22 protein-coding genes and 1 other annotated feature are annotated in these 21,188 nt (G+C 41.9%); of the genes, 3 read left to right on the top strand and 19 right to left on the bottom strand.

Translation table 11 applies throughout. From position 1 onward, the window contains the following. Window positions 1-59: 59 nt before the first annotated feature. The 16 genes from BTU61_RS08510 to trpX all read right to left on the bottom strand — a co-directional run bounded on the left by BTU61_RS08510 (window position 60) and on the right by trpX (window position 13,868). On the bottom strand, window positions 60-671 hold the full coding sequence (locus BTU61_RS08510; RefSeq protein ID WP_200773175.1) for a hypothetical protein: 612 nt from the start codon (window positions 669-671) through the stop codon (window positions 60-62). Continuing rightward, window positions 668-1,297: a hypothetical protein gene (locus BTU61_RS08505; protein WP_200773174.1), complete on the bottom strand. Its 630-nt coding sequence runs from the start codon at window positions 1,295-1,297 to the stop codon at window positions 668-670. Before BTU61_RS08505 ends, BTU61_RS08510 begins: the two co-directional genes overlap by 4 nt. Further along, window positions 1,294-1,920, bottom strand: a complete 627-nt coding sequence (locus BTU61_RS08500) for a hypothetical protein (RefSeq protein WP_200773173.1) — start codon at window positions 1,918-1,920, stop codon at window positions 1,294-1,296. Before BTU61_RS08500 ends, BTU61_RS08505 begins: the two co-directional genes overlap by 4 nt. Then, entirely contained in the window at window positions 1,917-2,525 is a 609-nt protein-coding gene (locus BTU61_RS08495; RefSeq protein ID WP_200773172.1) for a hypothetical protein, read from the bottom strand. Before BTU61_RS08495 ends, BTU61_RS08500 begins: the two co-directional genes overlap by 4 nt. Continuing rightward, entirely contained in the window at window positions 2,522-3,151 is a 630-nt protein-coding gene (locus BTU61_RS08490) for a hypothetical protein (protein ID WP_200773171.1), read from the bottom strand. Before BTU61_RS08490 ends, BTU61_RS08495 begins: the two co-directional genes overlap by 4 nt. After that, window positions 3,148-3,774: a hypothetical protein gene (locus BTU61_RS08485; RefSeq protein WP_200773170.1), complete on the bottom strand. Its 627-nt coding sequence runs from the start codon at window positions 3,772-3,774 to the stop codon at window positions 3,148-3,150. The genes BTU61_RS08490 and BTU61_RS08485 overlap by 4 nt, the downstream gene beginning before the upstream one ends. Window positions 3,775-3,957: 183 nt before the next feature. Next, complete coding sequence (locus BTU61_RS08480) at window positions 3,958-5,172, bottom strand: ABC transporter permease (RefSeq protein ID WP_200773169.1); 1,215 nt, start codon at window positions 5,170-5,172, stop codon at window positions 3,958-3,960. Beyond that, window positions 5,169-6,062 carry an ABC transporter ATP-binding protein gene (locus BTU61_RS08475; protein ID WP_200773168.1) on the bottom strand — a complete coding sequence of 298 codons (894 nt, stop codon included), beginning with the start codon at window positions 6,060-6,062 and terminating at the stop codon, window positions 5,169-5,171. The genes BTU61_RS08480 and BTU61_RS08475 overlap by 4 nt, the downstream gene beginning before the upstream one ends. Window positions 6,063-6,073: 11 nt before the next feature. Further along, window positions 6,074-6,847: a DUF3169 family protein gene (locus tag BTU61_RS08470; RefSeq protein WP_200773167.1), complete on the bottom strand. Its 774-nt coding sequence runs from the start codon at window positions 6,845-6,847 to the stop codon at window positions 6,074-6,076. A 2-nt stretch (window positions 6,848-6,849) separates the two neighbouring features. Further along, window positions 6,850-7,059 (bottom strand): helix-turn-helix transcriptional regulator, encoded by a 210-nt coding sequence (locus tag BTU61_RS08465; protein ID WP_200773166.1) that lies wholly within the window; start codon window positions 7,057-7,059, stop codon window positions 6,850-6,852. Window positions 7,060-7,071: 12 nt separating this feature from the next. Next, window positions 7,072-7,380, bottom strand: coding sequence for a hypothetical protein (locus tag BTU61_RS08460; RefSeq protein ID WP_200773203.1), 309 nt, complete (start codon window positions 7,378-7,380; stop codon window positions 7,072-7,074). 635 nt (window positions 7,381-8,015) lie between these two features. Then, the gene (gene pheT, locus BTU61_RS08455) at window positions 8,016-10,421 is read right to left on the bottom strand and encodes a phenylalanine--tRNA ligase subunit beta (protein ID WP_200773165.1); all 2,406 of its coding nucleotides are present in this window, start codon (window positions 10,419-10,421) and stop codon (window positions 8,016-8,018) included. Between the two features lie 67 nt (window positions 10,422-10,488). Beyond that, entirely contained in the window at window positions 10,489-11,019 is a 531-nt protein-coding gene (locus BTU61_RS08450) for a GNAT family N-acetyltransferase (protein WP_200773164.1), read from the bottom strand. A 2-nt stretch (window positions 11,020-11,021) separates the two neighbouring features. After that, window positions 11,022-12,068 (bottom strand): phenylalanine--tRNA ligase subunit alpha, encoded by a 1,047-nt coding sequence (gene pheS / locus BTU61_RS08445; protein WP_200773163.1) that lies wholly within the window; start codon window positions 12,066-12,068, stop codon window positions 11,022-11,024. Window positions 12,069-12,383: 315 nt separating this feature from the next. Further along, window positions 12,384-12,788, bottom strand: a complete 405-nt coding sequence (locus tag BTU61_RS08440) for a chromosome partitioning protein ParB (protein ID WP_200773162.1) — start codon at window positions 12,786-12,788, stop codon at window positions 12,384-12,386. Window positions 12,789-12,866: 78 nt separating this feature from the next. Continuing rightward, window positions 12,867-13,868: a tryptophan ABC transporter substrate-binding protein gene (trpX, locus tag BTU61_RS08435; RefSeq protein WP_200773161.1), complete on the bottom strand. Its 1,002-nt coding sequence runs from the start codon at window positions 13,866-13,868 to the stop codon at window positions 12,867-12,869. A gap of 131 nt (window positions 13,869-13,999) precedes the next feature. Continuing rightward, window positions 14,000-14,236 (bottom strand) — a binding site (T-box leader). Window positions 14,237-14,394: 158 nt separating this feature from the next. On the opposite strand from trpX, the gene BTU61_RS08430 reads away from it, so the two are divergent. After that, window positions 14,395-16,056, top strand: coding sequence for an Rqc2 family fibronectin-binding protein (locus tag BTU61_RS08430; protein ID WP_200773160.1), 1,662 nt, complete (start codon window positions 14,395-14,397; stop codon window positions 16,054-16,056). Between the two features lie 397 nt (window positions 16,057-16,453). On the opposite strand, the gene budA is transcribed toward BTU61_RS08430, so the two are convergent. The 3 genes from budA to BTU61_RS08415 all read right to left on the bottom strand — a co-directional run bounded on the left by budA (window position 16,454) and on the right by BTU61_RS08415 (window position 19,635). Continuing rightward, window positions 16,454-17,170 (bottom strand): acetolactate decarboxylase, encoded by a 717-nt coding sequence (gene budA / locus BTU61_RS08425; RefSeq protein WP_200773159.1) that lies wholly within the window; start codon window positions 17,168-17,170, stop codon window positions 16,454-16,456. 70 nt (window positions 17,171-17,240) lie between these two features. Further along, window positions 17,241-18,470 (bottom strand): tetratricopeptide repeat protein, encoded by a 1,230-nt coding sequence (locus BTU61_RS08420; RefSeq protein ID WP_200773158.1) that lies wholly within the window; start codon window positions 18,468-18,470, stop codon window positions 17,241-17,243. After that, window positions 18,460-19,635: an AI-2E family transporter gene (locus BTU61_RS08415; RefSeq protein ID WP_200773157.1), complete on the bottom strand. Its 1,176-nt coding sequence runs from the start codon at window positions 19,633-19,635 to the stop codon at window positions 18,460-18,462. The genes BTU61_RS08420 and BTU61_RS08415 overlap by 11 nt, the downstream gene beginning before the upstream one ends. A 174-nt stretch (window positions 19,636-19,809) precedes the next feature. Here BTU61_RS08415 and BTU61_RS08410 point away from each other — a divergent pair, with 174 nt between their 5' ends. Both BTU61_RS08410 and BTU61_RS08405 read left to right on the top strand, forming a co-directional pair. After that, a complete protein-coding gene (locus BTU61_RS08410; RefSeq protein WP_200773156.1) occupies window positions 19,810-20,820 on the top strand; it encodes a lactonase family protein in 1,011 nt (336 codons plus the stop codon). A gap of 95 nt (window positions 20,821-20,915) precedes the next feature. Beyond that, the gene (locus tag BTU61_RS08405; RefSeq protein WP_200773155.1) at window positions 20,916-21,101 is read left to right on the top strand and encodes a hypothetical protein; all 186 of its coding nucleotides are present in this window, start codon (window positions 20,916-20,918) and stop codon (window positions 21,099-21,101) included. The last annotated feature ends 87 nt before the right edge of the window (window positions 21,102-21,188 follow it).

Here is a 21,188-nt window from a genome sequence, read left to right as displayed (position 1 = left end):
AAGACAATTGAGAGGCTAGGATTTTTGTCCCAGCCTCTTTCAGGTTAAAATAGAATTTCTTATTCGTCCTCGTCATCCAACTCCACTTCTCCATGAATTCGGATATACTCCTCACGCTTCCTATCCAATTCTTCCCAGAGGGGCTCGTCGATGACTTTCATAACCTTTATCTCTTCTAAACTAATATCGACTGCTTCGTCGTAGGTCAAATGCAACAAATCTGCATGTTTCGTTTTAAATTCTTCAATACTCAGCCATGTTTCCTTATCATCTTCGCTAATGTGACCACCAATGGCAGAGGCTACCTCAATTGCCATGATATAAAGAGCTCGCTTATCAACCGTTAGAATATCTTTATGAGTCGTGATGATTCGTAGATAGTTTCCTTTTTCTCGTCCATCACTTTCATAGGAATCTACAAAATTTAAATTTATATCTTCATACTTAAAAGTCGCCCAAGGATCGTTGCCTACTCTAAAATCAGCCATTCCCCAACGCTCATCATTTGAAGAAAATTTATCCAAACTAACACTAAAATAGAAGTCATCATCACGTGCATAAGAAAAACCAACCTGCACTCCCTTACGTTCCTTGAACCACATTTTCCAAGGATATTCCATACAGTCTTGATAGATGCTAGTTTCGTAGTTACCTTTAAGATATAGTTTCACTCGTCGTCCTCATCATCCAATTCCACTTCTCCGTGGATTTTGATGTATTCTTCATTTCTGTGGTCATCTTCTGCCCAAACTGGGTCTCTCACATCATCCATAAATGGAATTTCCTCCAGACTCAGCTCATTAGCCTGTTCATAACTCATCGATAGGATATCTTCATGCCGATTTTTAAATTCCTCCACACTTAACCAGCTCTCTTTGTCATCTTCGCTGATTTGACCCTCAATGGCAGTCGCAATTTCTATCGCCATAATATAGAAAGCACGTTTATCAACGGTGAGGAGTTCAAGGTGCTTAGTAGCGATTCTTAAACATTCACCTTTCTCACGAAAGTCCGACATCATAGCATCTTCGTAGTCTAGCTCTATATCTTCATATTTATGGGATAAAAAATCATATTTTATCCCTTCCTTAATCTGAACATTACTCCACCTATTATCATGCATCCACTTATTTAATTTTAAGTGGATAGAAAGTTTCTCAATTGGTAGTTCTAGATACCCAGCATACGACAAATCCGGCTCTATTCCATCTTTTTCCTCAAACCACATTCTCTTCGCTAGTTCCATGTAATCAAATGGAATTTCTTTGGTGTAATCGCCTTTAATATATAGTCTCACTCGTCGTCCTCATCGTCATAAATACGTTCACCATGGATTTTGATGTATTCCTCACGAAGTCGTTCTTCTTCATCCCACAAAGGATCTTCTACAGGTTTCAAACTTTTCAGTTCCTCCAAACTGATATCAGTTGCTTGATCGTAACTTAATGATAAGACATCCTTGTGCAACTCCTTAAAAGTCTCTACATCCATCCAGGTTTGCTTGTCATCCTCGCTAATTTTTCCATCAATTGCACCAGCCACCTCGATTGCCATGATATACATAGCACGTTTATCAACCGTTAAAATGTCCGTATGTGTCGTAGCAATCCTAAGGTACTCTCCACGCTCTCTCCATTCAGTGATAAAAGTTTTCTCAAATTCTAATGTAATTGTTTCATCTGAAAACGAATTCCATGGATTATTCTTGTCATATGGTATATGATTCCACCGTTTATCATTAAATCGCCATTTATCAAATTGTACACCAAAAAAGAAATCATCTTGTAGCATCTCATCATCTCCGACATGTGAGAAACTTATTTCTTGACCATTTCTTTCTTTAAACCACATTTTCCATGCGAGTTCTCTGTATCCAAAAGGCACTTTTCTAGTATAATCACCTTTGATATATAGTCTCATAAATCTGAGATATCGCCTCCATGTGCTAGTATATATTCTTTTCGACGATTGGCTTCTTCCTCCCAAAGAGGATCGTCTACTACATCCATTGTTTTAATTTCTGCCAAACTTCGTTCATTTGCTTCTTCAAAAGTTAGAGATAGAATCGCCTCATGTTTTCTTTTAAACTCTTCAATTGTCAACCAGCTAGCCTTATTATCCTCACTAATTTGCCCGTCAATAACCGTCGCAATTTCTATCGCCATAATATACATAGCACGTTTATCAACTGTCAAAACTTCTATATGTTTTGTTAAAATACGGAGATAGTCTCCTTTTTCATTATAATCTGTAGCGAATGCATTCTCAAACTCTAAATCAATACATTCATCAATATGTGAAAAGAGACTTCGTACCCCTTCCTTTAGGGGGACACTAGACCATCTCTTATCCGCAGTGCTTTTCCTCAAGGATAAATTCAAGGAAAAATCTTCTTGTAGTGCATCATTGTCCCCAGCATTTGAGTAAGAAATCTGCTCATCCTCTGGAAACCACATTTTGCCAGCTAGTTCCAAATAACCATAAGGTATCTTTTTTGTATAATCGCCTTTGATGTATAGTCTCACTCGTCGTCCTCATCGTCATAAACACGTTCACCATGGATTTTGATGTATTCTTCACGAAGGCGCTCTTCTTCTTCCCATAAAGGATCTCTTACTGGCACCATTGTCTTTAATTCTTCCAAACTAATTTCAACCGCTTCATCATAAGTCAGTGAAAGAACATCCTTGTGCAACTTCTTAAAAGTCTCTACATCCATCCAGGTCTCTTTGTCATCCTCGCTAATCTGACCATCAATGGCACCTGCAACCTCGACTGCCATGATATACATAGCTCGTTTATCAACTGATAACACATCTGTATGAGAGGTTGCGATACGTAGATAATCCCCACGTTCTCTCCACTCTGTAATGAAAGTTTTTTCAAATTCAAGGGATATGTTTTCATATTTAAAGGAATTCCACGGATTTTTTAAATCATAAGAGGGAATATTATTCCATCTAGAGTCACAAAAACGCCATTTATCAAAGCTTACTACAAAGTAAAAATCATCTTTTAGCATCTCATCATCACCGACGTTTGAATATGTAATAGGTTGACCATTCCATTCCTTAAACCACATTTTCCATGCGAGTTCTCTGTACCCAAATGGCACTTTTCTAGTATAATCATCTTTAATATAAATTCTCACTCGTCGTCCTCATCGTCATAAACACGTTCACCATGGATAGCGATGTACTCTTCTTGCAGATTTTTTTCTTCTGCCCAAAGTGGATCACGAACTGGCTTCAACCTTTCCAATTCTTTAACACTGATATCTGTTGCTTGATCATAATTTAAGGATAAGATATCCTTGTGCAACTCCTTAAAAGTCTCTACATTCATCCAGGTCTGCTTATCATCCTCACTGATCAGTCCATCAATAGCAGAAGCTACCTCGACTGCCATGATATACATAGCACGTTTATCAACCGTTAAAATGTCCGTATGTGTCGTAGCAATCCTCAGGTACTCTCCACGCTCTCTCCATTCTGTGATAAAAGTTTTCTCAAATTCTAATGTAATTGTTTCATCTGAAAACGAATTCCATGGATCATTCTTGTCATATGGTATATGATTCCACCGTCCATCCTTAAATCTCCATTTATCAAACTTCACTCCAAAATAAAAATCATCTTGTAACATCTCATCATCACCGACGTTCGAGTATGTAATAGGATGACCATGCCATTCCTTAAACCACATTTTCCAAACAAGCTCTCTTGTGGTAAATGTAATTTTTTTCTGAAAATTACTTTTGATATAGAGTCTCATTCGTCCTTTTCTCTATTCTCTTTATTCCCATCCATCATATCATAATTTGAAGAAAAATACTCTTTCTTTCATGAAAAAACATACTAAATTTTCTGCAATTTATTAATAGTTAGAGACAAGTCTTTCAAAAGAATTGTAACCTCCATTCAAAAAGCCCTCAGCAATAACTGAGAGCTTGTTTGATTAGCGATAGCTAAGAGCACGTTTGATGGTCTTCCATGGTCCGAGGTCGTCGGTCTGGAGGATCAAGCTCGCGTAGATTCGAGCAATGAGAACTGTTCCCACGATGGTAAAGAGGACCGCAATTCCCAATGAAGCCCAAGATTCAAGACCAGTCGCATAGCCATTGATGGTACGGAAAGGCATGAAGAAGGTTGAAAAGAATGGAATGTAGGAACCGATCTTCAATAAGAAGACATCACCGGCACTTCCCAAGGTGGTTACACCAAGGAAGCTAAAGATAACTAACATCATTAGTGGCGAAATCGCTTTTCCTGAATCTTCAGGTCGTGCAACTGTGGAGCCTAAGAAGGCAGAGAGCACCACATACATAAAGATCCCAAGGATAATGAAGAAGACGGTATTAAGCGAGATCGACTCTGCTAGGTGCTGGGTAATTGGAGAGTTTGGAGCGAGAATATCCTTGACAACAGGGATATCTGCTCTAAAGATCCAAACAGCTACCAAACCAATCACATAGACAAAAATATGGGTAAAAATCACTCCGAAGAGTCCGAGCATGCGTGCGATGAAATAGTCGGTTGCTTTGATACTAGAGAAGACCACTTCCATGATCTTGGTTCCCTTTTCACTGGCCACTTCTTGGGCTGTGATACTCGAGTAGAAGATCAAAATCATATAAAGCAACATTCCTAGACCACCTGCAACCATGGTTTGTACCATTTTCAAGCCTTCTTTTTTCTCATCAATTTTTTCTTTGAGAGAAACCTGTTGAGACAAGGCTGTGACTTGCTCTTTGCTTAGATTGGCACGCGCTAGATTGATCCCCTGTTGGACTTGGCTTAATTTCGCAGAGACAAGACTTTTCAATTCTGTTTTCATGGCTTGATCACCCACATAAGTGGCCTCTAGCTGGCCATCTTTTTCATCGACCGTTAGGTAAGCAGCGGCTTTCTCATCCTTGATGGCTTTTTTAGCTGCAGCTTCATCTTTGTAATCCAAGGTCAAGCCATCGGTTCCTTTGAGGCTTTCTTTGACAGCTGGCACTTCGGTTACCAAGGCCACCTGATTCTTCGTATCTGTAGAAGAATCCGTCAAATAACCGATTCCGACACCCAATCCTAAAAAGAGGAAAGGGCCCAAGACCATGAAGAGAAAACTCCATGATTTCACTTGTCTGATATAGGTTTCTTTCATTACGACAAACATCTGTTTCATACTTCTACTCCTGATTCAAGTTTAAAGATCTCATCAATAGTTGGGGCTTGGTGGTCAAAGGTCGCAAGGTAGTGGCCCTTGGTCAAGCGGTCAAATAATTCTGGACCAGCTGACGCATCATCCAAGATCAGCTTCCAAGTCCCTTGCTTGGTCATGGTCACCTTGGTCACGTGTGGGAGAGCTTCTAGCTCTTCTATACTAAAGTCGTTTGAGACAAAGAGGCGAGTCTTGCCGTAGCTATTACGGACCTCTTGGACAGGCCCTGAAAGGACAACCGAACCATCACGGATCATCAGGAGATCATCACACAACTCTTCGACATTGGTCATGACATGGTCAGAAAAGATAATGGTAGCTCCACGCTCTTTTTCTTCAAAGATGACCTGCTTGAGCACTTCGGTGTTGACCGGATCCAACCCGCTAAACGGTTCATCTAAAATGATCAATTTAGGCTCATGAATCAAGGTGATGATCAGTTGAACCTTTTGTTGGTTCCCTTTTGAAAGGCTCTTTATTTTATCGGTTAATTTTCCTTTTACTTGGAGTTTTTCCATCCAAGTCGGTAATTTTTCCTTGACCTCGGCAGTGCTCATTCCTTTTAAAGCAGCCAAATAACGGACCTGCTCAAAAATCGTGAGTTTTGGCATGAGGCTGCGCTCTTCTGGCAAATAACCAATTTCCTTGTAAGTCTCTTGGCTAATCGCTTTGCCATCTAGGCGGATCTCACCGCTGTAGTCCAAAAAGCGCAAGATACTGTGGAAAATGGTGGTTTTCCCAGCCCCATTTTTCCCAACTAAACCAAGGATATGCCCTTGTTGAGCTGTCAGATCCACTCCAAAGAGGACCTGCTTATTCCCAAAGCTTTTTTCTAAATGTCTAATTTCTAACATGAATGACTCCTTTACTCTTTATAATAACGTTTGGTAATCTTGTACTGAGAGACCAAGATATAGACATAAATCAGTGATACAACTACTAATGCTAATAAGATATCTGTCTGGAAAGTAATGCCAACTAAGAATATCACCATCAAGGAAATCGGTAAGACATAATTGCTTAACTTGAAAACAATGTCGAAGTTCTCCTCATAGCAAATTTGTTTTTCTGCTTCATCCATCATACTCATCATTAATTCACGGACTTCTGCACCACTAGAATTGCGTGGGATCGCTTTTCCATAAATCTGTTTAAAGGTTTTTCGAAACTGATGTTCCAATCCAAAAGTAAGAAGGATCAAAGCAAGGAAAATAAGCGGGATGGTGTATTTCCCAAAAGCACCTGTTAGTTTTTCTTCATAGACTAGTTTTTGGCAAGAGAAGAAAATCACTAATAGATAGGGAACAATCATGACGCCTTTGAAAATCGTGGCCAAGTCATAGAGCCTTCTCGTTTGACTTTCATAACGGTAGGCCTCATCCTCATCTTCTGTCTCCTCCATCATCTGATAAGACTGGCGGGATGAGATGAGGTAGGTAGACGCAATCCCAAAAATCACCAGATATAAAATGATTGACCCAATATAGAGCATATCTCGATCAAATAGCTTTTGGATTTCAATAGGATGATCTGAACCAAAATAACCTGTCAAAAAGCCAATGATTAATCCTAAAAGGACCAGGGCCATGTTTCTCCAAAAACGGTAACGCGCTGACCTTTCTTGATATTTCTTTTTCATTGTTATTCCTCTCCCTCTACTAGACGAAAGACATTTTCCACCGGTTCCTTGAAAATCTGGGCGATGGTGATCGCAATGATAACCGAGGGGGTGTATTCCCCCCGCTCCAAGAGACTGATAGACTGGCGCGAGACCCCTGCTAGCTTGGCTAGCTCGGATTGGTTGAGCCCATCACGCGCTCTCAACTCTTTCAATCGATTTTTTAAGATCATGGCTTTCGCCTCCTATAGCTGAACACCTTGAATATCTTCGATGCGAACTAATTTTGTCTCGCTTTGTTGTTTATTATTCACACGAGTCAGTTTGACCCAATCTTCATCAATATCCACAATTTCATATTCGGTTCCAAAACCATTTACTGTGACAGTGACCGTTTGGCCTTTCAATTCTTCTAAAAGTCTAGACATATCTTGATTTCCTTTCACTTGTTTTTCTAATCGTCTAATGCGTTTGTTCAATCTTTTTATCTTCTTTTCTGTGCTTGCATAAATGATAAACAGAAAAGGGATAAACAGAATCCATATGGCTCCCATAAGAAAACCTTCCCTTCTTTCAACTAAAATCATTGTAACACTTCTTTTTCTTTTTGACAAGTATATTTGTCAAAAAATAAGAATATTTGTCAAAAATAGCAAGATAGTTGACATAGATATTTTGAGTACTTAAAGCAATTTCTTTATTTTTATAGGGTTTTAGGCCCTAAAACATACAAGTTTTGTAAGAAAAAAACAGCTGAGAAATTCTCAACTGTTTAGAGTGAAAACAAACTTTTTTACATAAAATGGCCGAAGTAAGGCTGAAAAAATTTGAATGATTTTATACTATCAGATTAATGTAAGAATAAATTGAAACTTTCCGCCGTGAGAAAAGTGCTAGAAACACGATTGTTTCTAGCACTCGGGAGTTTTGGGAGTAAAACAGTTTGGGAAACTGTTTTAGCCTGAGCCCGGAAATTAAAGATCGAGGAGGTTCAAAACTAATTGAACACGGGCTACGGATTGTGTCAAAAAGATAAGTTCTCCTAGAATCGAAAGATTCTGCGTCAAACTTCCTATTTTGACTTTATCCGCAACGCCCTTTGTATCTTAATTAGTCATGGAACTTCTTCGAAGTTCGCTGACGTCCGTACTCTCCTAAGGAAGGTTTCTAAGATATTTTGAACTACATATTACCGCACTTCTGCGTCAACTTTTTCTTCAAGGGAAGCTTGGATTTTTTCCATGTAGCGAGCGACTTCTTCATCCGTCAGGCTATCTTCTGGATTTTGGAAGGTCAGGCTGTAGGCCATGGACTTCATGCCAACCCCTAGTTTTTCACCTGAGTAGACGTCAAAGAGCTTGATGTCTGTCAAACGTTTCACACCAGCAGCTTGAATAGCATCAACCACATCTTGGTGAGTTACTTCTGCTTTCAGGAGAAGAGCGATATCACGGCTCACAGCTGGGAATTTGGTGATTTCCACAAATGGACTAGCTGGTTGAAGGGCTGCTTCAATAGCAGATAAATTCACTTCAGCCACATAGGTTTCTGGAATGTCATAAGCCTTAGCTGTTACAGGATGGACTTGTCCCAAGACCCCAATTACTTGGTTACCAAGTGAGAGTAAGGCTGTCCGGCCAGGGTGGAGACTCTTGATTTCTTGTGTTGCTGTATAAGTCACTTCAAGACCCAAGCGAGCAAAGAGGGCTTCCAAGATTCCCTTGGCATAGAAGAAGTCAACTGGGACAGCTGGAGTTTGGAAGTCTTTTTCAGCAACTAAGCCAGTCAAAGCAAAGGCAAAGCTATTGATTTCATTTGGCAAGTCTTCTTTTGGATTGCCTTTTTGTTCAAAGACTTTTCCGATCTCATAGAGAGCCAAATCTTTGTTCTTACGCGCTACGTTGTAGGCAACTGTATCCAAGATTCCTGAGATCATATTTTGACGGAGGACTGAACGATCCACAGTCATTGGCCACATGAGTTCTGTTAAATTGCTTGGCGCAGTCGCAAATTCAACGGCTTTTTCAGGAGTTGTCAGTGCATAAGTGATGATTTCTGTCAATCCAGCACCTTCAGCAATAGTACGAACTTGGCGACGGAGTTTTTGAGTCGCTGTCAAGGCACCAGCTGTTCCATCAGAAACTGGAAGACTAGCTGGTAAGCGATCATAACCGTAGATCCTAGCGATTTCTTCAAAGAGATCTGCTTCGATCGAAATATCCCACCGACGACGAGGTACGCTCACTGTAAAGCTTTCTGCATTTCCAGAAAGGCCAAATCCAAGACGACGAAAGACATCTTCTACGTCTGCGTAGGAAAGCTCTGTTCCAAGGACACGGTTGACATCTGCAAGAGTAGAAGAAACTTCTACATCTGAAGTATCCAAGTGGCCTGCTGAAACGATACCTTTACGCACAGTCGCACCTGCAAGCTCTGCAATCAAGCTCGCTGCCGCATCAAGGGCTTCATTGACAGTAGCCACGTTAATGCCTTTTTCAAAACGAGAAGACGATTCAGAACGAAGGTTAAGGCGACCACTGGTCTTACGGATTGAAGTTCCATCAAAGACGGCGGCTTCAAGGACAACACGACTAGATTTTTCAGAAATTTCTGTAGCCTCTCCACCCATGACACCTGCAAGGGCCACTGGTTTGTCAGCAACCGTAACCACGAGGTCATTTGTTTCCAAGTCACGTTCTTCACCATCCAAGGTCACCAATTTTTCCCCAGCACGTGCTTCACGCACACGGATCTCGCTTCCTTCAAAGGTATCCAAGTCAAAGGCATGCATTGGTTGACCAAAGTAGAGCAAGATATAGTTGGTTACGTCAACTACATTGTTAATCGGACGGATGCCTTCGTTCATGAGAAGGTTTTGTAACCATTGTGGACTTGGCGCGATGGTTACATTGTCCAAGATACGAGCTGCATAGTAAGGAGCCTTGTCTGTATCAATGCTGACAGAAAGAGCATCGGCTGCAGCTTGATCCGTTTCAGTAAGAGCAAACTCTTTAAAGCTCACTGCCTTGTCATAGATGGCTGCCACTTCATGAGCCACTCCACGCATAGAAAGGGCGTCTGCCCGGTTTGGAGTGATGGAAAGCTCGATGATTTCATCATCCAAGTCTAGGTAAGAGAATACTTCGTCACCTGGAACAGCATCATCTGGCAAGATTTGGATGCCATCTGCAAATTCTTTCGGTACAACGGAGTCAGAAATACCCAACTCACCAAGTGAACAGATCATCCCTAGTGACTCTAAACCACGGATTTTCCCTTTTTTGATCTTGTAATTGTCCGCAATGCGAGCACCCGGAAGAGCCACCATGACCTTGATGCCTGCACGCACATTTGGTGCTCCACAGACGATTTGACGGGCTTCTTCTTCGCCCACATTGACTTGGCAGACATGGAGGTGAGTTTCCGGCACATCTTCACAAGACAAGACTTCTCCGACGACGATTTTTGAGAGACCAGCAGCTGGTGATTCCACACCTTCTACCTCGATCCCAGTGGTTGACATTTTTTCAGCCAACTCTTGTGAGGACACATCGATGTCCACCAATTCTTTTAACCATTTATATGATACTAACATAATTCTGATCGTAAGACCTCAGCAAGCGAGATCTTCTCAATTCCTTTCTCTCAATTTGGACCCACAATTAAGCTTGTGGATCCTCCTTCAAATGTTTCCGAAGCAACCAGTCTGTATCAACGGTTTCCCCCGTAATAAAGTGGTGCTCACTAAACCGTTCAAATCCAAATTGTTTGTAAAAGTTTTGGGCCTTAAAATTTCGTTCCCAAACACCAAGCCAAGCCCAGTCGAATCCACGTTTCTGAGCTTCTTGCAAGGCAAAGAGCAACATTTCCTTGCCGTATCCCTTGCCATGGTGTTCATTTTTGACATAGATTCGCTGAATTTCAAAGGCATTGTTCATTTCAACAGACTCTGTTTGCGCCTTTCCCCAGTTAAACTTGAGAAAACCACAAACTTCTTGGTCATGATCAAGAACAAAATAGGTTTCAGATTCCGGATTCTCCAAGTCCTTCTGGACCTGCTCTGGTGACAAGACCGTTTGATAATAGTCTTCCAAATCATCATCCGAAATATAGGCACCAAAGGTGTCCCCATAGGTTTCTACCTCTAATGTCCTTAAAAATTGAAATTCTTTAGCATTCACTTTTACTAACATATTTATTTAAACTGTTCTGAAAAACGGACATCGCCTTGGTAGAAGCCACGGATATCATTGATTCCATAACGGAGCATAGCGACACGTTCTTGACCAAGACCAAAGGCAAATCCTGAATAAACAGTTGAATCAATGCCACTCATCTCAAGGACACGTGGGTGTACCATACCAGCTCCCATAATTTCAATCCAACCAGTTTTCTTACAGACATTACACCCAGCTCTACAACATTTGAAGCAAGAAACGTCCACTTCAACCGATGGCTCGGTAAATGGGAAGTAAGATGGACGCAGACGGATTTGACGTTCTGCACCAAACATCTTTTGCACGATCAATTGGAGTGTTCCTTGAAGGTCAGCCATAGAGATGTTTTTTCCAACAACCAAACCTTCGATTTGGTGGAATTGGTGACTATGGGTCGCATCATCTGTATCCCGGCGGAAAACACGTCCTGGAGAGATCATCTTCAATGGCCCCTTACTAAAGTCATGCGCATCCATGGCACGCGCCTGTACTGGTGAAGTATGGGTCCGAAGCAAGATTTCTTCCGTGATGTAGAAGGTATCCTGCATATCACGAGCTGGGTGATCTTTGGGAAGATTCATACGCTCAAAATTGTAGTAGTCTTGCTCTACTTCAAAGCCATCCACGACTTGATAGCCCATCCCGATAAAGATATCTTCGATTTCTTCACTAGTTTGGGTCAAAACATGCCGGTAACCACTAGCAACTGGACGACCTGGAAGGGTCACATCGATGCTTTCGCTCGCTAGTTTAGCTTGGACTTTCTTTTCTTCCAAGAGTTTGGCTGTTTCTTCAAAAGCAGAAGTCAAGACATCACGTGCTTCATTAACGTGTTTCCCGATAACCGGACGCATCTCAGCTGAGACATCCTTCATTCCTTTGAGAATCTCCGTCAGAGATCCTTTTTTCCCAAGGACAGAGACCCGTAGGTCTTGCATCTCTTTTTCATTTTCAGCAGAGATCTGCTTCAAAGCTGCCAGCGTTTCTTCGCGAAGCGCTTTTAATTGTTCTTCAATCGTTGACATAGTTCCTCCATCACAGTCTCTCTACAGACATAGAAAAAAACCGCGCGCAAGCTCCTGATCGGAGCGTTGCCACGCGGTACCATCCGTTTTTATCTGTAAACCAGACCTTAATTCTAAATCCTTGTGCAAGTGAATTCACTCAGCTTTCATGCAAAGAGCTTTCAGTCACGGCCCTTCTCCCTGATGCACTTCCCTTGAGCTACTGGTCTTGCAGATTTCTATTCGATTACTATCTAGTTTAGCAGAATTTTAGTTAAAAAACAAGTTAGATGAGACTAATTTCAATAGAAAAGGGAACAAGACGCAGTGCATTCTCTATTCTTCATCTGCTTTCCTTTTCAATAGAAGAGTTGCTGCTTGGTTAAAACCATCACACCAGTTATACCATTTTGCCTCATACTCATCTTGGGGTAAGATACGATCTTTTAAATCCAGAATAGAGTCTATCTTTCTTTCCTCGCAAACTTGCGCATAGAGAGCATACAAGGCATTGCCACCATCTTGATCAAACTCAGCAGAAATCGTATCCCGACCTGCCAATAAAGCCTGATAAGCCCTGTGATGCCCGTCTGTAATCAAGAAGCGATTGCTAACTGCAAGAATACTAATTGGATCGACATTAATGTTTTCTGCCGACTGATACAGCATCTGGATATCTTGTAACTTCTTTTCTGATAAGTATAGTTGGGTCGGATGAAGATCTGTTATCTTAACGTTCATTTCTTTCTCCTCAAAGGTCCCGATTGAAAGACCTGCCAAAGCCAAATTCCCCTTCCATTCTTCTTATTCATTTGGTTTTTATTTAATGACTTGTCCAGCTTCTTTCAAGACAGATTCAGGAATAGTAATGCCTAATTCATCTGCGACTTTTTTGTTGATGACAGACTTACCGTTTGAGAAGATTTCAACAGGTGTGTCTGCTGGTTTTTGACCTTTCAAGATCTTGGCAGCCATTTTACCAGTTGCTACCCCAAGATCATGTTGGTCGACAACGACTGAACCAAGGCCACCAGCTTCTACCATGGCTGTCGCACTTGGGAAGATTGGTTTTTTAGCTGTTTTGTTGGCTTCAACAACCGTTGAGAAGGCTGAAGCAATGGTATTGTCGATTGGAACCCAAATGGCATCGACTTTGCCTGACATAACAGACACGGTAGAAGCAATTTCATTTGTTGAAGGGACAGAATAAGGAACCACCTTGTAGCCTGCTTTTTCTGCTAATTTTGTAAATTCTTCTACTTGAGATTTGGAATTGTCTTCGCTGGTTGAGTAGAGAACCCCGATTGTTTTGACGTTTGGAGTCAACGCTTTGATCAATTTCAACTGTTGCTCCGTTGGATTATGGTCAGATACCCCTGTGATATTCCCACCTGGTTTCTTCAAATCTTTCACCAAGTTCGCGCCGACCGGATCGGTGACAGCTCCCATAACGATTGGTTTGTCTTTTGTAGCACTAGCCAAACCTTGAGCAGATGGGGTTGCGATTCCAATCAAGACTTGGTTATCCTTGTCTACCAATTGTTTACTCATGGTTGCAACCTTGTTTTGATCGCCTTCTGCATTGAGGAAATCAATCTCTACCTTGTCTTTGTCGTAGCCTTCTTCAGCTAAACCATCTTGAATTCCCTTGTAGATCAAGTCAAGAGAAGGGTGGCTGACCAACTGCAAGACCCCAACTTTGGCCTTTTCATTGCCAGTAGCCGCCTTATTGCCTTTACCTGCTGTCGCAGAATAGATCGCTGTCCCAATGACTGCTACTGCAATCAAACCAATAATTCCCATTAAGCGTTTATTTTTCATGTTTTCTACCTCTACTTTTACTTTTTAAATTTTTCTTTACAGTTTTCTAAAGACTGCGACGCCATCGTTTCTTCATCAGTTACTCCCTTCTCATCTAAAACAAAAAACACGCCCACACATAGCAAAAGCTATGTGAGGACGTGTCATCGCGGTGCCACCTCACTTATGGGAAAAGGATAGTCTCTCCCCATTTCTCTGTCTTGTCTAACAACAAGTTGCACGATAAGGTGTGCCAACCGAATTTTTATTGTTTCAAATTCATCTTATTATCATTAGTCCAATTTCATAAACTGCCGCTACCCACTCTCAGCAACCGTGGGCTCTCTTGAAACTTTCATTTACTACTTTTCTAATTTCTTACATTTTAAAGTTTTCTTTCAAAAATGTCAATACTTTTTCTGCATTTTTTTGAAAACGTTCGCAATTTCTGATTCATTTTCTTTCTAGTCCCCATCTTCTCTCTGGGCTTTCCTCTCTAATTTTGATATAATTTACTAAAATAAACGCTAGAATGATGAGGAATCCCATGTCTTTTGATGGATTTTTTTTACACCATATGGTGCAGGAATTGAAGGCTCAACTCCTAAGTGGACGCATTCAAAAAATTAATCAACCCTTCGAGCAGGAATTGGTGCTCCAAGTCCGAGGCAATCGGAAAAACCAAAAACTCTTGCTCTCTGCCCATTCTGTTTTTGGACGGATCCAACTGACCCAGACCAACTTTGAAAATCCTGCCTTTCCCAACACCTTTATCATGGTCATGCGCAAGTATCTCCAGGGTGCCGTCATCGAAGGGATCGAGCAATTAGAGAACGACCGGGTTCTCGAAATCCGAGTCTCCAATAAAAACGAAATCGGAGATGCCATCTCTGTCAGCCTCATGATCGAAATCATGGGCAAGCACAGTAATATTATTCTCCTGGACCGCACCAGCAATAAAATCATCGAAGCCATCAAACATGTGGGCTTCTCACAAAATAGCTACCGAACCATTCTCCCCGGCTCTACCTATATTGCACCTCCAAAAACGGATGCGGTCAATCCTTTTACAATCAAGGATGAAGCCCTTTTTTCCCTTCTTCACAAGGAAGAGTTAAGCCCTAAAAACCTTCAAAAATGCTTTCAAGGTCTGGGTCGAGATACTGCCCAAGAATTAGCCAAGCGACTTGAATCCGATGAAAAATTAAAGACCTTTCGTACCTTTTTCGAGACTCCTTCTGAGCCTCGCCTAACGACCAAATCCTTCTCGGCTATTCCTTTTGCGGATGCGACCAGTCAAACGTTTAAAACACTTTCAGATCTGCTGGACGACTATTACCGAGACAAGGCGGAGCGCGATCGGGTGCAACAACAGGCAAGTGAATTGATCCGCAAGGTCGAAAACGATCTTGAAAAGAACCGGAAAAAATTAGCTAAGCAAGAAGCTGAGTTGGCAGCGACTGACAATGCGGAAGAGTTCCGCCAAAAAGGAGAATTGCTGACAACCTTCCTCCACCAAGTGCCAAACGACCAAGACCAGGTGGTTTTAGATAACTACTATACCAACGAACCCATCACCATCCAGCTCAATAAGGCTCTGACCCCCAACCAAAATGCCCAACGCTACTTCAAACGCTACCAGAAGTTAAAGGAAGCCGTCAAACATTTGACCATCCTCATTCAAGAAACCAAGGAAACCATTTCCTATCTGGAAACGGTTGAAACAGCCCTTTCTCAAGCGAGCCTAGCTGAAGTAGCCGAGATTCGTGAAGAGTTGATCCAGACTGGCTTTATCAAACGGCGCCACCGAGAAAAAATTCACAAACGGAAAAAACCAGAAAAATACCTGGCTAGTGATGGCAAAACCATCATTTTAGTGGGTCGCAATAATCTGCAAAACGATGAACTGACCTTTAAGATCGCTAAAAAAGACGAGCTCTGGTTCCATGCCAAAGATATCCCAGGAAGCCACGTCGTCATTACAGGAAATCTCGATCCGACGGATGAAGTGAAGACCGACGCTGCAGAATTGGCCGCCTACTACTCCAAGGCCCGGCTGTCAAACCTAGTCCAAGTCGATATGATTGAAACCAAGAAACTCAATAAACCAACCGGTGGAAAACCAGGCTTTGTGACCTATACCGGTCAAAAGACACTGCGGGTCACCCCAGAAGAAGAAAAAATTAAAGCCATGAAACTAACAGACTGATTTCAAAAATAAAATGAGGTCTACTTTTAGGCTCATTCAATATATATTGAAACTTTCCGCCGTGAGAAAAGTGCTAGAAGCAATCTTGATTCTAGCACTCGGGAGTTTTGGGAGTAAAACAGTTCGGGGAACTGTTTTAGCCTAAGCCTAGGAATATAAAAGCGAAGGGGTCCAAAACTAATTGAACTCGGGCTGCGGATTTTGTCAAAAAGATAAGTTCTCCTAGAATAGAAAGATTCTGCGTCAAACTTCCTATTTTGACTTTATCCGCGAACGCCCTTTGTATCTTAATTAGTCATGGAACTTTTTCGAAGTTCGCTGACGTCCGTTCTCACCTAAGGAAAGTTTCTTAAATAACATTATCTTAAATACGAAAGGTTGAGCGCCGCTCAACCTTTTATTCTGCTTTATTAATGTCATCTTTGACTTCATCCACATTGAATTTGGCAAAGAGGTACTGACGATCTTGAACTGGGAATCGTTGATCCAGCTGATCAATCGCTCCTACTTCTACGATCCCTTCTGTAATCACAAAATCCATCACATGGCCACCAAAGGTATGGTCATCCGAAATAAAGTGCAAATGATAACCCGCTACACTCACACCATGGAAAATCTCAGGTGTCCAAAAACCGACGATGGTTCCCGTCACGTTTTCGCGTGTATACTCTGGCTGATGGGTTGCAACCTCTGCAAACTTCATCTCTGGTGTTGATTTTGGAATCATACGGACATGCATCTTGGCAAAGTCACCATGAATCTTAATGGAGCGGAAAAGATTTTCGCCATCATAATAAGACTCAATACGGGCTTCTAATTCCTCATCCGTCATTTCAAAGCGTTGGCGGAAAATCACCTCAGCTTGGTGGGGAACGACTGCTGCATAAGGAACTTTAGCATCCGGAGAAACTTCGACAATTTCAGGATGGTTGCCTGATCCCTTAGCCTGATATGCCTTGCCATCTAGCACGATCAACTCACCATCAATAGAATCAAGTGTTCCAACTCCCAGATCCCCATGTTCCAAGAGTTCTCCAATCGTAAATGAACCCCCGTAAAGGCCAGCCATCAGGGCCCCCAGGGTATTGTATTGAAAAAGTTTCACTGGTTCCATATTTCTCTCCTCATTCTATCTTCTACCAGTATACCACAAACTGTCCCAAAACTTCACTAGTTAGTTTTTCTTATAAACCATCGTAGATGGACTGCATCTGCACATCGTCTGGCACAATCGCCAAATACTGGTTGGCCACCTCACGTGCCCTTACCAGATCTCCAGCCTCACGCAACAGATAAACATAGGCTTCGAGGAATTCTGGATTGTCCTTCAAGTCTTCGTAAAGCTCTTGGTAGGCAGAGACCGCCTCGTCTGTTTTCTCTAAGGCAACCAAGGCACGGGCAATGTTCCAACGGGTAACAACCGTTTCAACTTCTTCATGTTGCCAATCTAAGACTTCGTCAAAACGTTCCTGCTCCAGATACAGGGTAGTCAGACGCAGAGCAATCTCTTCCACATCCTCCGCCACTTCTTTAGCCTCCAAGAGATAAGTCTCTGCTTGATCTGGCTGATGCAATTCATATGAAAGCTGAGAAGCAAGGAGCTTCAACTGTGCATCAAAGGGATTCTTCCCAATCCCTTGTTTGGCAATCTCAAGTGCTTTTTCGCGATCATTTTCTGCCTGCAAGGCCAAGGCATACCCGTACTCATAGCCTTCAAAATCAGGCGACAAAGTGTCAATTTGTTTGAAGTAGATTAGGGCCTTTTGGTATTCTTCTTGGTCGGACAATAAAGTCGCTAATTCATAAGCAATCTGATCATCAAACTCAATTTCCAAAGCTTTCTCTAAGAAGGGCACAGCCGCTTCGAACTTACCAAGATTGGCATAGGCAAACCCAATCCGTTGATAAGTAGAAATTCCTGTCGCTTCCAATATTTCCCGATTGTCCAACTGGGCATATTCTTGAATAGCTTCTTGGTAATGTTCCAATTCCAGATCGATCTCTGCAAGCCCTAATTGAATAATGGGATCATCCGAGAGGCTGGCTGCCTCGACCAATTTTTCACGCGCAACGTCCGCTAAACCTTCCAACTGATAGAGATCGGCCTTAACCAAGAGACTGGCCACATACCAGTTTGATTCCGGACCAATTTCTTCCAAATAAGCAAAAGCCTGATCCGTCTGACCATCCTCTGCCAGAATAGTCGCCAAACTCAGATATACTTCTGGATAGGTTTCTGCAATTTGTTCATAGACTTCTCTCGCTTGAGGATAAAATCCAATGCTTTCAAGGTATTGCCCCAAATCTAATAGCTCTGCTTGATCATCCTCTAACAAGGCTTTTTGAAATTGTTCTTCAGCTTCATTTAGCTCTTGCTTTTCAAGAGCCTCTACCATTTGTTGACTATGACTCACTGTGTTTTTCCTCTACTATTTCATGCTCTTCTTCGTACAAACCACTGACTTCCTTGTACCATTCAAAGATGGCTCCAATCACCACCTTGGCAGATGCATAGACTGGGATCCCAAGGAAAACACCCCAAATTCCAAACATAGATCCTGACGTCAAGAGCACAAATAAAATGGTAATCGGATGGATATTTAATTGGCTTCCCAAAACCAAAGGCGATACAAAACGTCCTTCAATGGTTTGCTCCACAGCAAATACAATTAAGACCTTGATAAACATTTCTGGTCCTGCTACCAAGCCCAAGACTAGAGCTGGCAACATGGCTAGAAAACTACCCAAGTAAGGGATCAAATTCAAAATCCCCGCAGAGATCCCCAGTGTCACGGCATAGCGCAAGCCAATGATCTTAAAGAAGATGATAAACATAATGGCCACGACAATAGCCACCGTGATTTGCCCCCGAACATAGTTGGAAAGTTGCGTATTGACATCTGAGAGAACTTGCTCAGCAGATTTGCGAATCTTGGTCGGTAAGAAGCGAACAATGTGGCCCTTTAAATTTTTCCCATCTCGTAGAAGATAAAAAACAATAAAAGGCATGATGATCAAGGCCACAATCACTTGTGAGGCGATGCCAATCAAATTGCTGACCCAATTGACAGCCCGCCCAGAGATCGAACTAGCCCAAGAAGTAATGTTCGCAGACAATTCCTTGGTGATCTCATCTAACTGGGGTTTGATATCTGAGGAGACGCGATTGTCTAGAAAATCATCAATGGTGGCATTCGCTTTTTCCAAATAAGTTGGTAAGTTATGAAAGAAACTAACCACCTGTCTTTGAACAGCTGGAATCACCACTGCAAGCCCCCAAACCAAGAGCACAGCGATCAAGAAAAAGACAAGGGAAATCGCAAAAATTCGCTTGAGCCCCTTCTTTTCAAGGAAATCAACGATCGGGTTGAGCAGGTAATAAAGCAAACCAGAAATAATGACAGGCAACATGACTGCTCCTGCAAACTCAAAAACCGGAATAAAAATAAAGGTGATTTTGCTTAAAACCAAGAGGTTCAAGCCCAAGAGTAAAGTGACTAAAAATACCGTAATAGCCTTGTTATCTAAAAACCATCTAAAAAACCAAGATAGACTAAACTGTTTCTCTTTATTTTCCACAGAAAACTCCTTTTCATTTCAACATGCTTCTATTTTAGCATTTTTTGAGCTCGAAGTTACGAAAAAACTAGCAAAATAAGAAAGAAGGAAGCCAGTTTACCGACATCCAACTAGTCATTGCCTTCCAATAGGAGCTTTGATATAATAAAGCTAACAAATCAAGCGAGGTGACCTATGTCTCAATCAATTTATTTCGGAACCTATACCAAAAAAGAATCCAAAGGGATCTACAAGGCACAATTTGACCCTGAAACAGGAAGCTTGAGCGATCTTGAACTAGTGGCAGCTGAGCCTAATCCAACCTTTATCGCATTTTCAGAAAAAGGCAATCTCTACAGTGTCGGTGCCCAAGACGGAAAAGGTGGTATTGCCAGTTTCACAGCAGATTTTCAACCGCTCAATCACGTTGTTGAAGAGGGGGCTCCTCTTTGTTACGTCTCAGTAGATGACAAACGCCAACTCGTCTACGGGGCCAACTACCATAAAGGCCAAGTCCTCGTCTACAAGATAGAAGGCGATGGCCAGCTGAGCCTCATCGACCAAGACACTCACGAAGGCAAGGGACCACACGAAAATCAAGCCCGTCCCCATGTTCACTTCGCTGATCTGACACCAGATCAGTACTTGATTACCTGTGATCTGGGTACCGATAGCCTGCATACTTATGAGGTTAGCGATCAAGGAAAACTAACCCTTCTCCATCACTACAAAACGGCACCAGGGGCAGGACCTCGACACCTTGTCTTTCATCCCCATCATAAGATCGCTTATCTGATCAATGAATTAAATGCTACAATTGATGTGCTCTTCTATGATGGTATGGGTGAATTTGAACACTTCCAAACCGTTTCAACCCTCCCTGAAGATTATGACGGCCAAAAATGGGCTTCCGCCATCAAACTATCAGCTGACGGAAAATTCCTCTATGCCTCTAATCGTGCACACAATTCCATTGTTGTATTTGAAGTGATCGCTGACGGAAGCTTAAAACTCATCGAGATCGTCCCAACAGATGGCCTCAATCCTCGTGATTTCACCCTCAGTCCCGATCAACACTACCTCATTGCTGCCCACCAGGATTCCCCAAATGCCACTGTTTTCAAACGTGATCCGGCGACTGGACGGTTATCTTCATTATCCCATGACTTTTACGTTCCAGAAGCTGTTTGTACCATTTTTCATTAAGTCGTTTCAGTTGTCAAACCTTTCAAAAAATGATTAAATAGATGAGAAAACGGCAGACGCCCGACTTCATACATTATATTCTAGGAGATCCAAGCATGAATCCAATGGACTTATTTAATCAAGTAAAAGAAATGATCGAAAAGAAAGATTTCGATGCCGCAAAGAAATTTGTCGAAGACAACAAAGACAACCTCGGTGACTACCTTGAACAAGCAAAAGGGCTGGTTTCAGGAAACGAAATGGTCAGCGGTGCCTTGGACAAACTGAAAGGTTTGTTCTAAGAAATTATTTTTATGAAACTCACAATCATTCCATTTTAAGGAAGAATTCTCTGATCAAAAAGAGGCTAGGACAAAAGTCCTAGCCTC

It is taken from the genome of Streptococcus lactarius, assembly GCF_016642265.1.
GTDB classification, from domain to species: Bacteria; Bacillota; Bacilli; order Lactobacillales; family Streptococcaceae; genus Streptococcus; species Streptococcus lactarius.
The sequence above is the reverse complement of the archived record's forward strand: the minus strand, read 5'-3'. Positions and strand labels throughout refer to the sequence as shown.

What these genes read in the sequence shown, in the direction of transcription:
- BTU61_RS08410 (WP_200773156.1), top strand. Translation starts at nt 19,810, where the DNA reads ATGTCTCAATCAATTTATTTCGGAACCTATACCAAAAAAGAATCCAAA.
- budA (WP_200773159.1), bottom strand. Translation starts at nt 17,170, where the DNA reads ATGGAACCAGTGAAACTTTTTCAATACAATACCCTGGGGGCCCTGATG.
- BTU61_RS08480 (WP_200773169.1), bottom strand. Translation starts at nt 5,172, where the DNA reads ATGAAACAGATGTTTGTCGTAATGAAAGAAACCTATATCAGACAAGTG.
- pheS (WP_200773163.1), bottom strand. Translation starts at nt 12,068, where the DNA reads ATGTCAACGATTGAAGAACAATTAAAAGCGCTTCGCGAAGAAACGCTG.
- BTU61_RS08460 (WP_200773203.1), bottom strand. Translation starts at nt 7,380, where the DNA reads ATGGGAGCCATATGGATTCTGTTTATCCCTTTTCTGTTTATCATTTAT.
- BTU61_RS08485 (WP_200773170.1), bottom strand. Translation starts at nt 3,774, where the DNA reads ATGAGACTCTATATCAAAAGTAATTTTCAGAAAAAAATTACATTTACC.
- BTU61_RS08405 (WP_200773155.1), top strand. Translation starts at nt 20,916, where the DNA reads ATGAATCCAATGGACTTATTTAATCAAGTAAAAGAAATGATCGAAAAG.
- BTU61_RS08500 (WP_200773173.1), bottom strand. Translation starts at nt 1,920, where the DNA reads ATGAGACTATATATCAAAGGTGATTATACTAGAAAAGTGCCTTTTGGA.
- BTU61_RS08465 (WP_200773166.1), bottom strand. Translation starts at nt 7,059, where the DNA reads ATGATCTTAAAAAATCGATTGAAAGAGTTGAGAGCGCGTGATGGGCTC.
- trpX (WP_200773161.1), bottom strand. Translation starts at nt 13,868, where the DNA reads ATGAAAAATAAACGCTTAATGGGAATTATTGGTTTGATTGCAGTAGCA.
- BTU61_RS08440 (WP_200773162.1), bottom strand. Translation starts at nt 12,788, where the DNA reads ATGAACGTTAAGATAACAGATCTTCATCCGACCCAACTATACTTATCA.
- BTU61_RS08450 (WP_200773164.1), bottom strand. Translation starts at nt 11,019, where the DNA reads ATGTTAGTAAAAGTGAATGCTAAAGAATTTCAATTTTTAAGGACATTA.
- BTU61_RS08475 (WP_200773168.1), bottom strand. Translation starts at nt 6,062, where the DNA reads ATGTTAGAAATTAGACATTTAGAAAAAAGCTTTGGGAATAAGCAGGTC.
- BTU61_RS08470 (WP_200773167.1), bottom strand. Translation starts at nt 6,847, where the DNA reads ATGAAAAAGAAATATCAAGAAAGGTCAGCGCGTTACCGTTTTTGGAGA.
- BTU61_RS08430 (WP_200773160.1), top strand. Translation starts at nt 14,395, where the DNA reads ATGTCTTTTGATGGATTTTTTTTACACCATATGGTGCAGGAATTGAAG.
- pheT (WP_200773165.1), bottom strand. Translation starts at nt 10,421, where the DNA reads ATGTTAGTATCATATAAATGGTTAAAAGAATTGGTGGACATCGATGTG.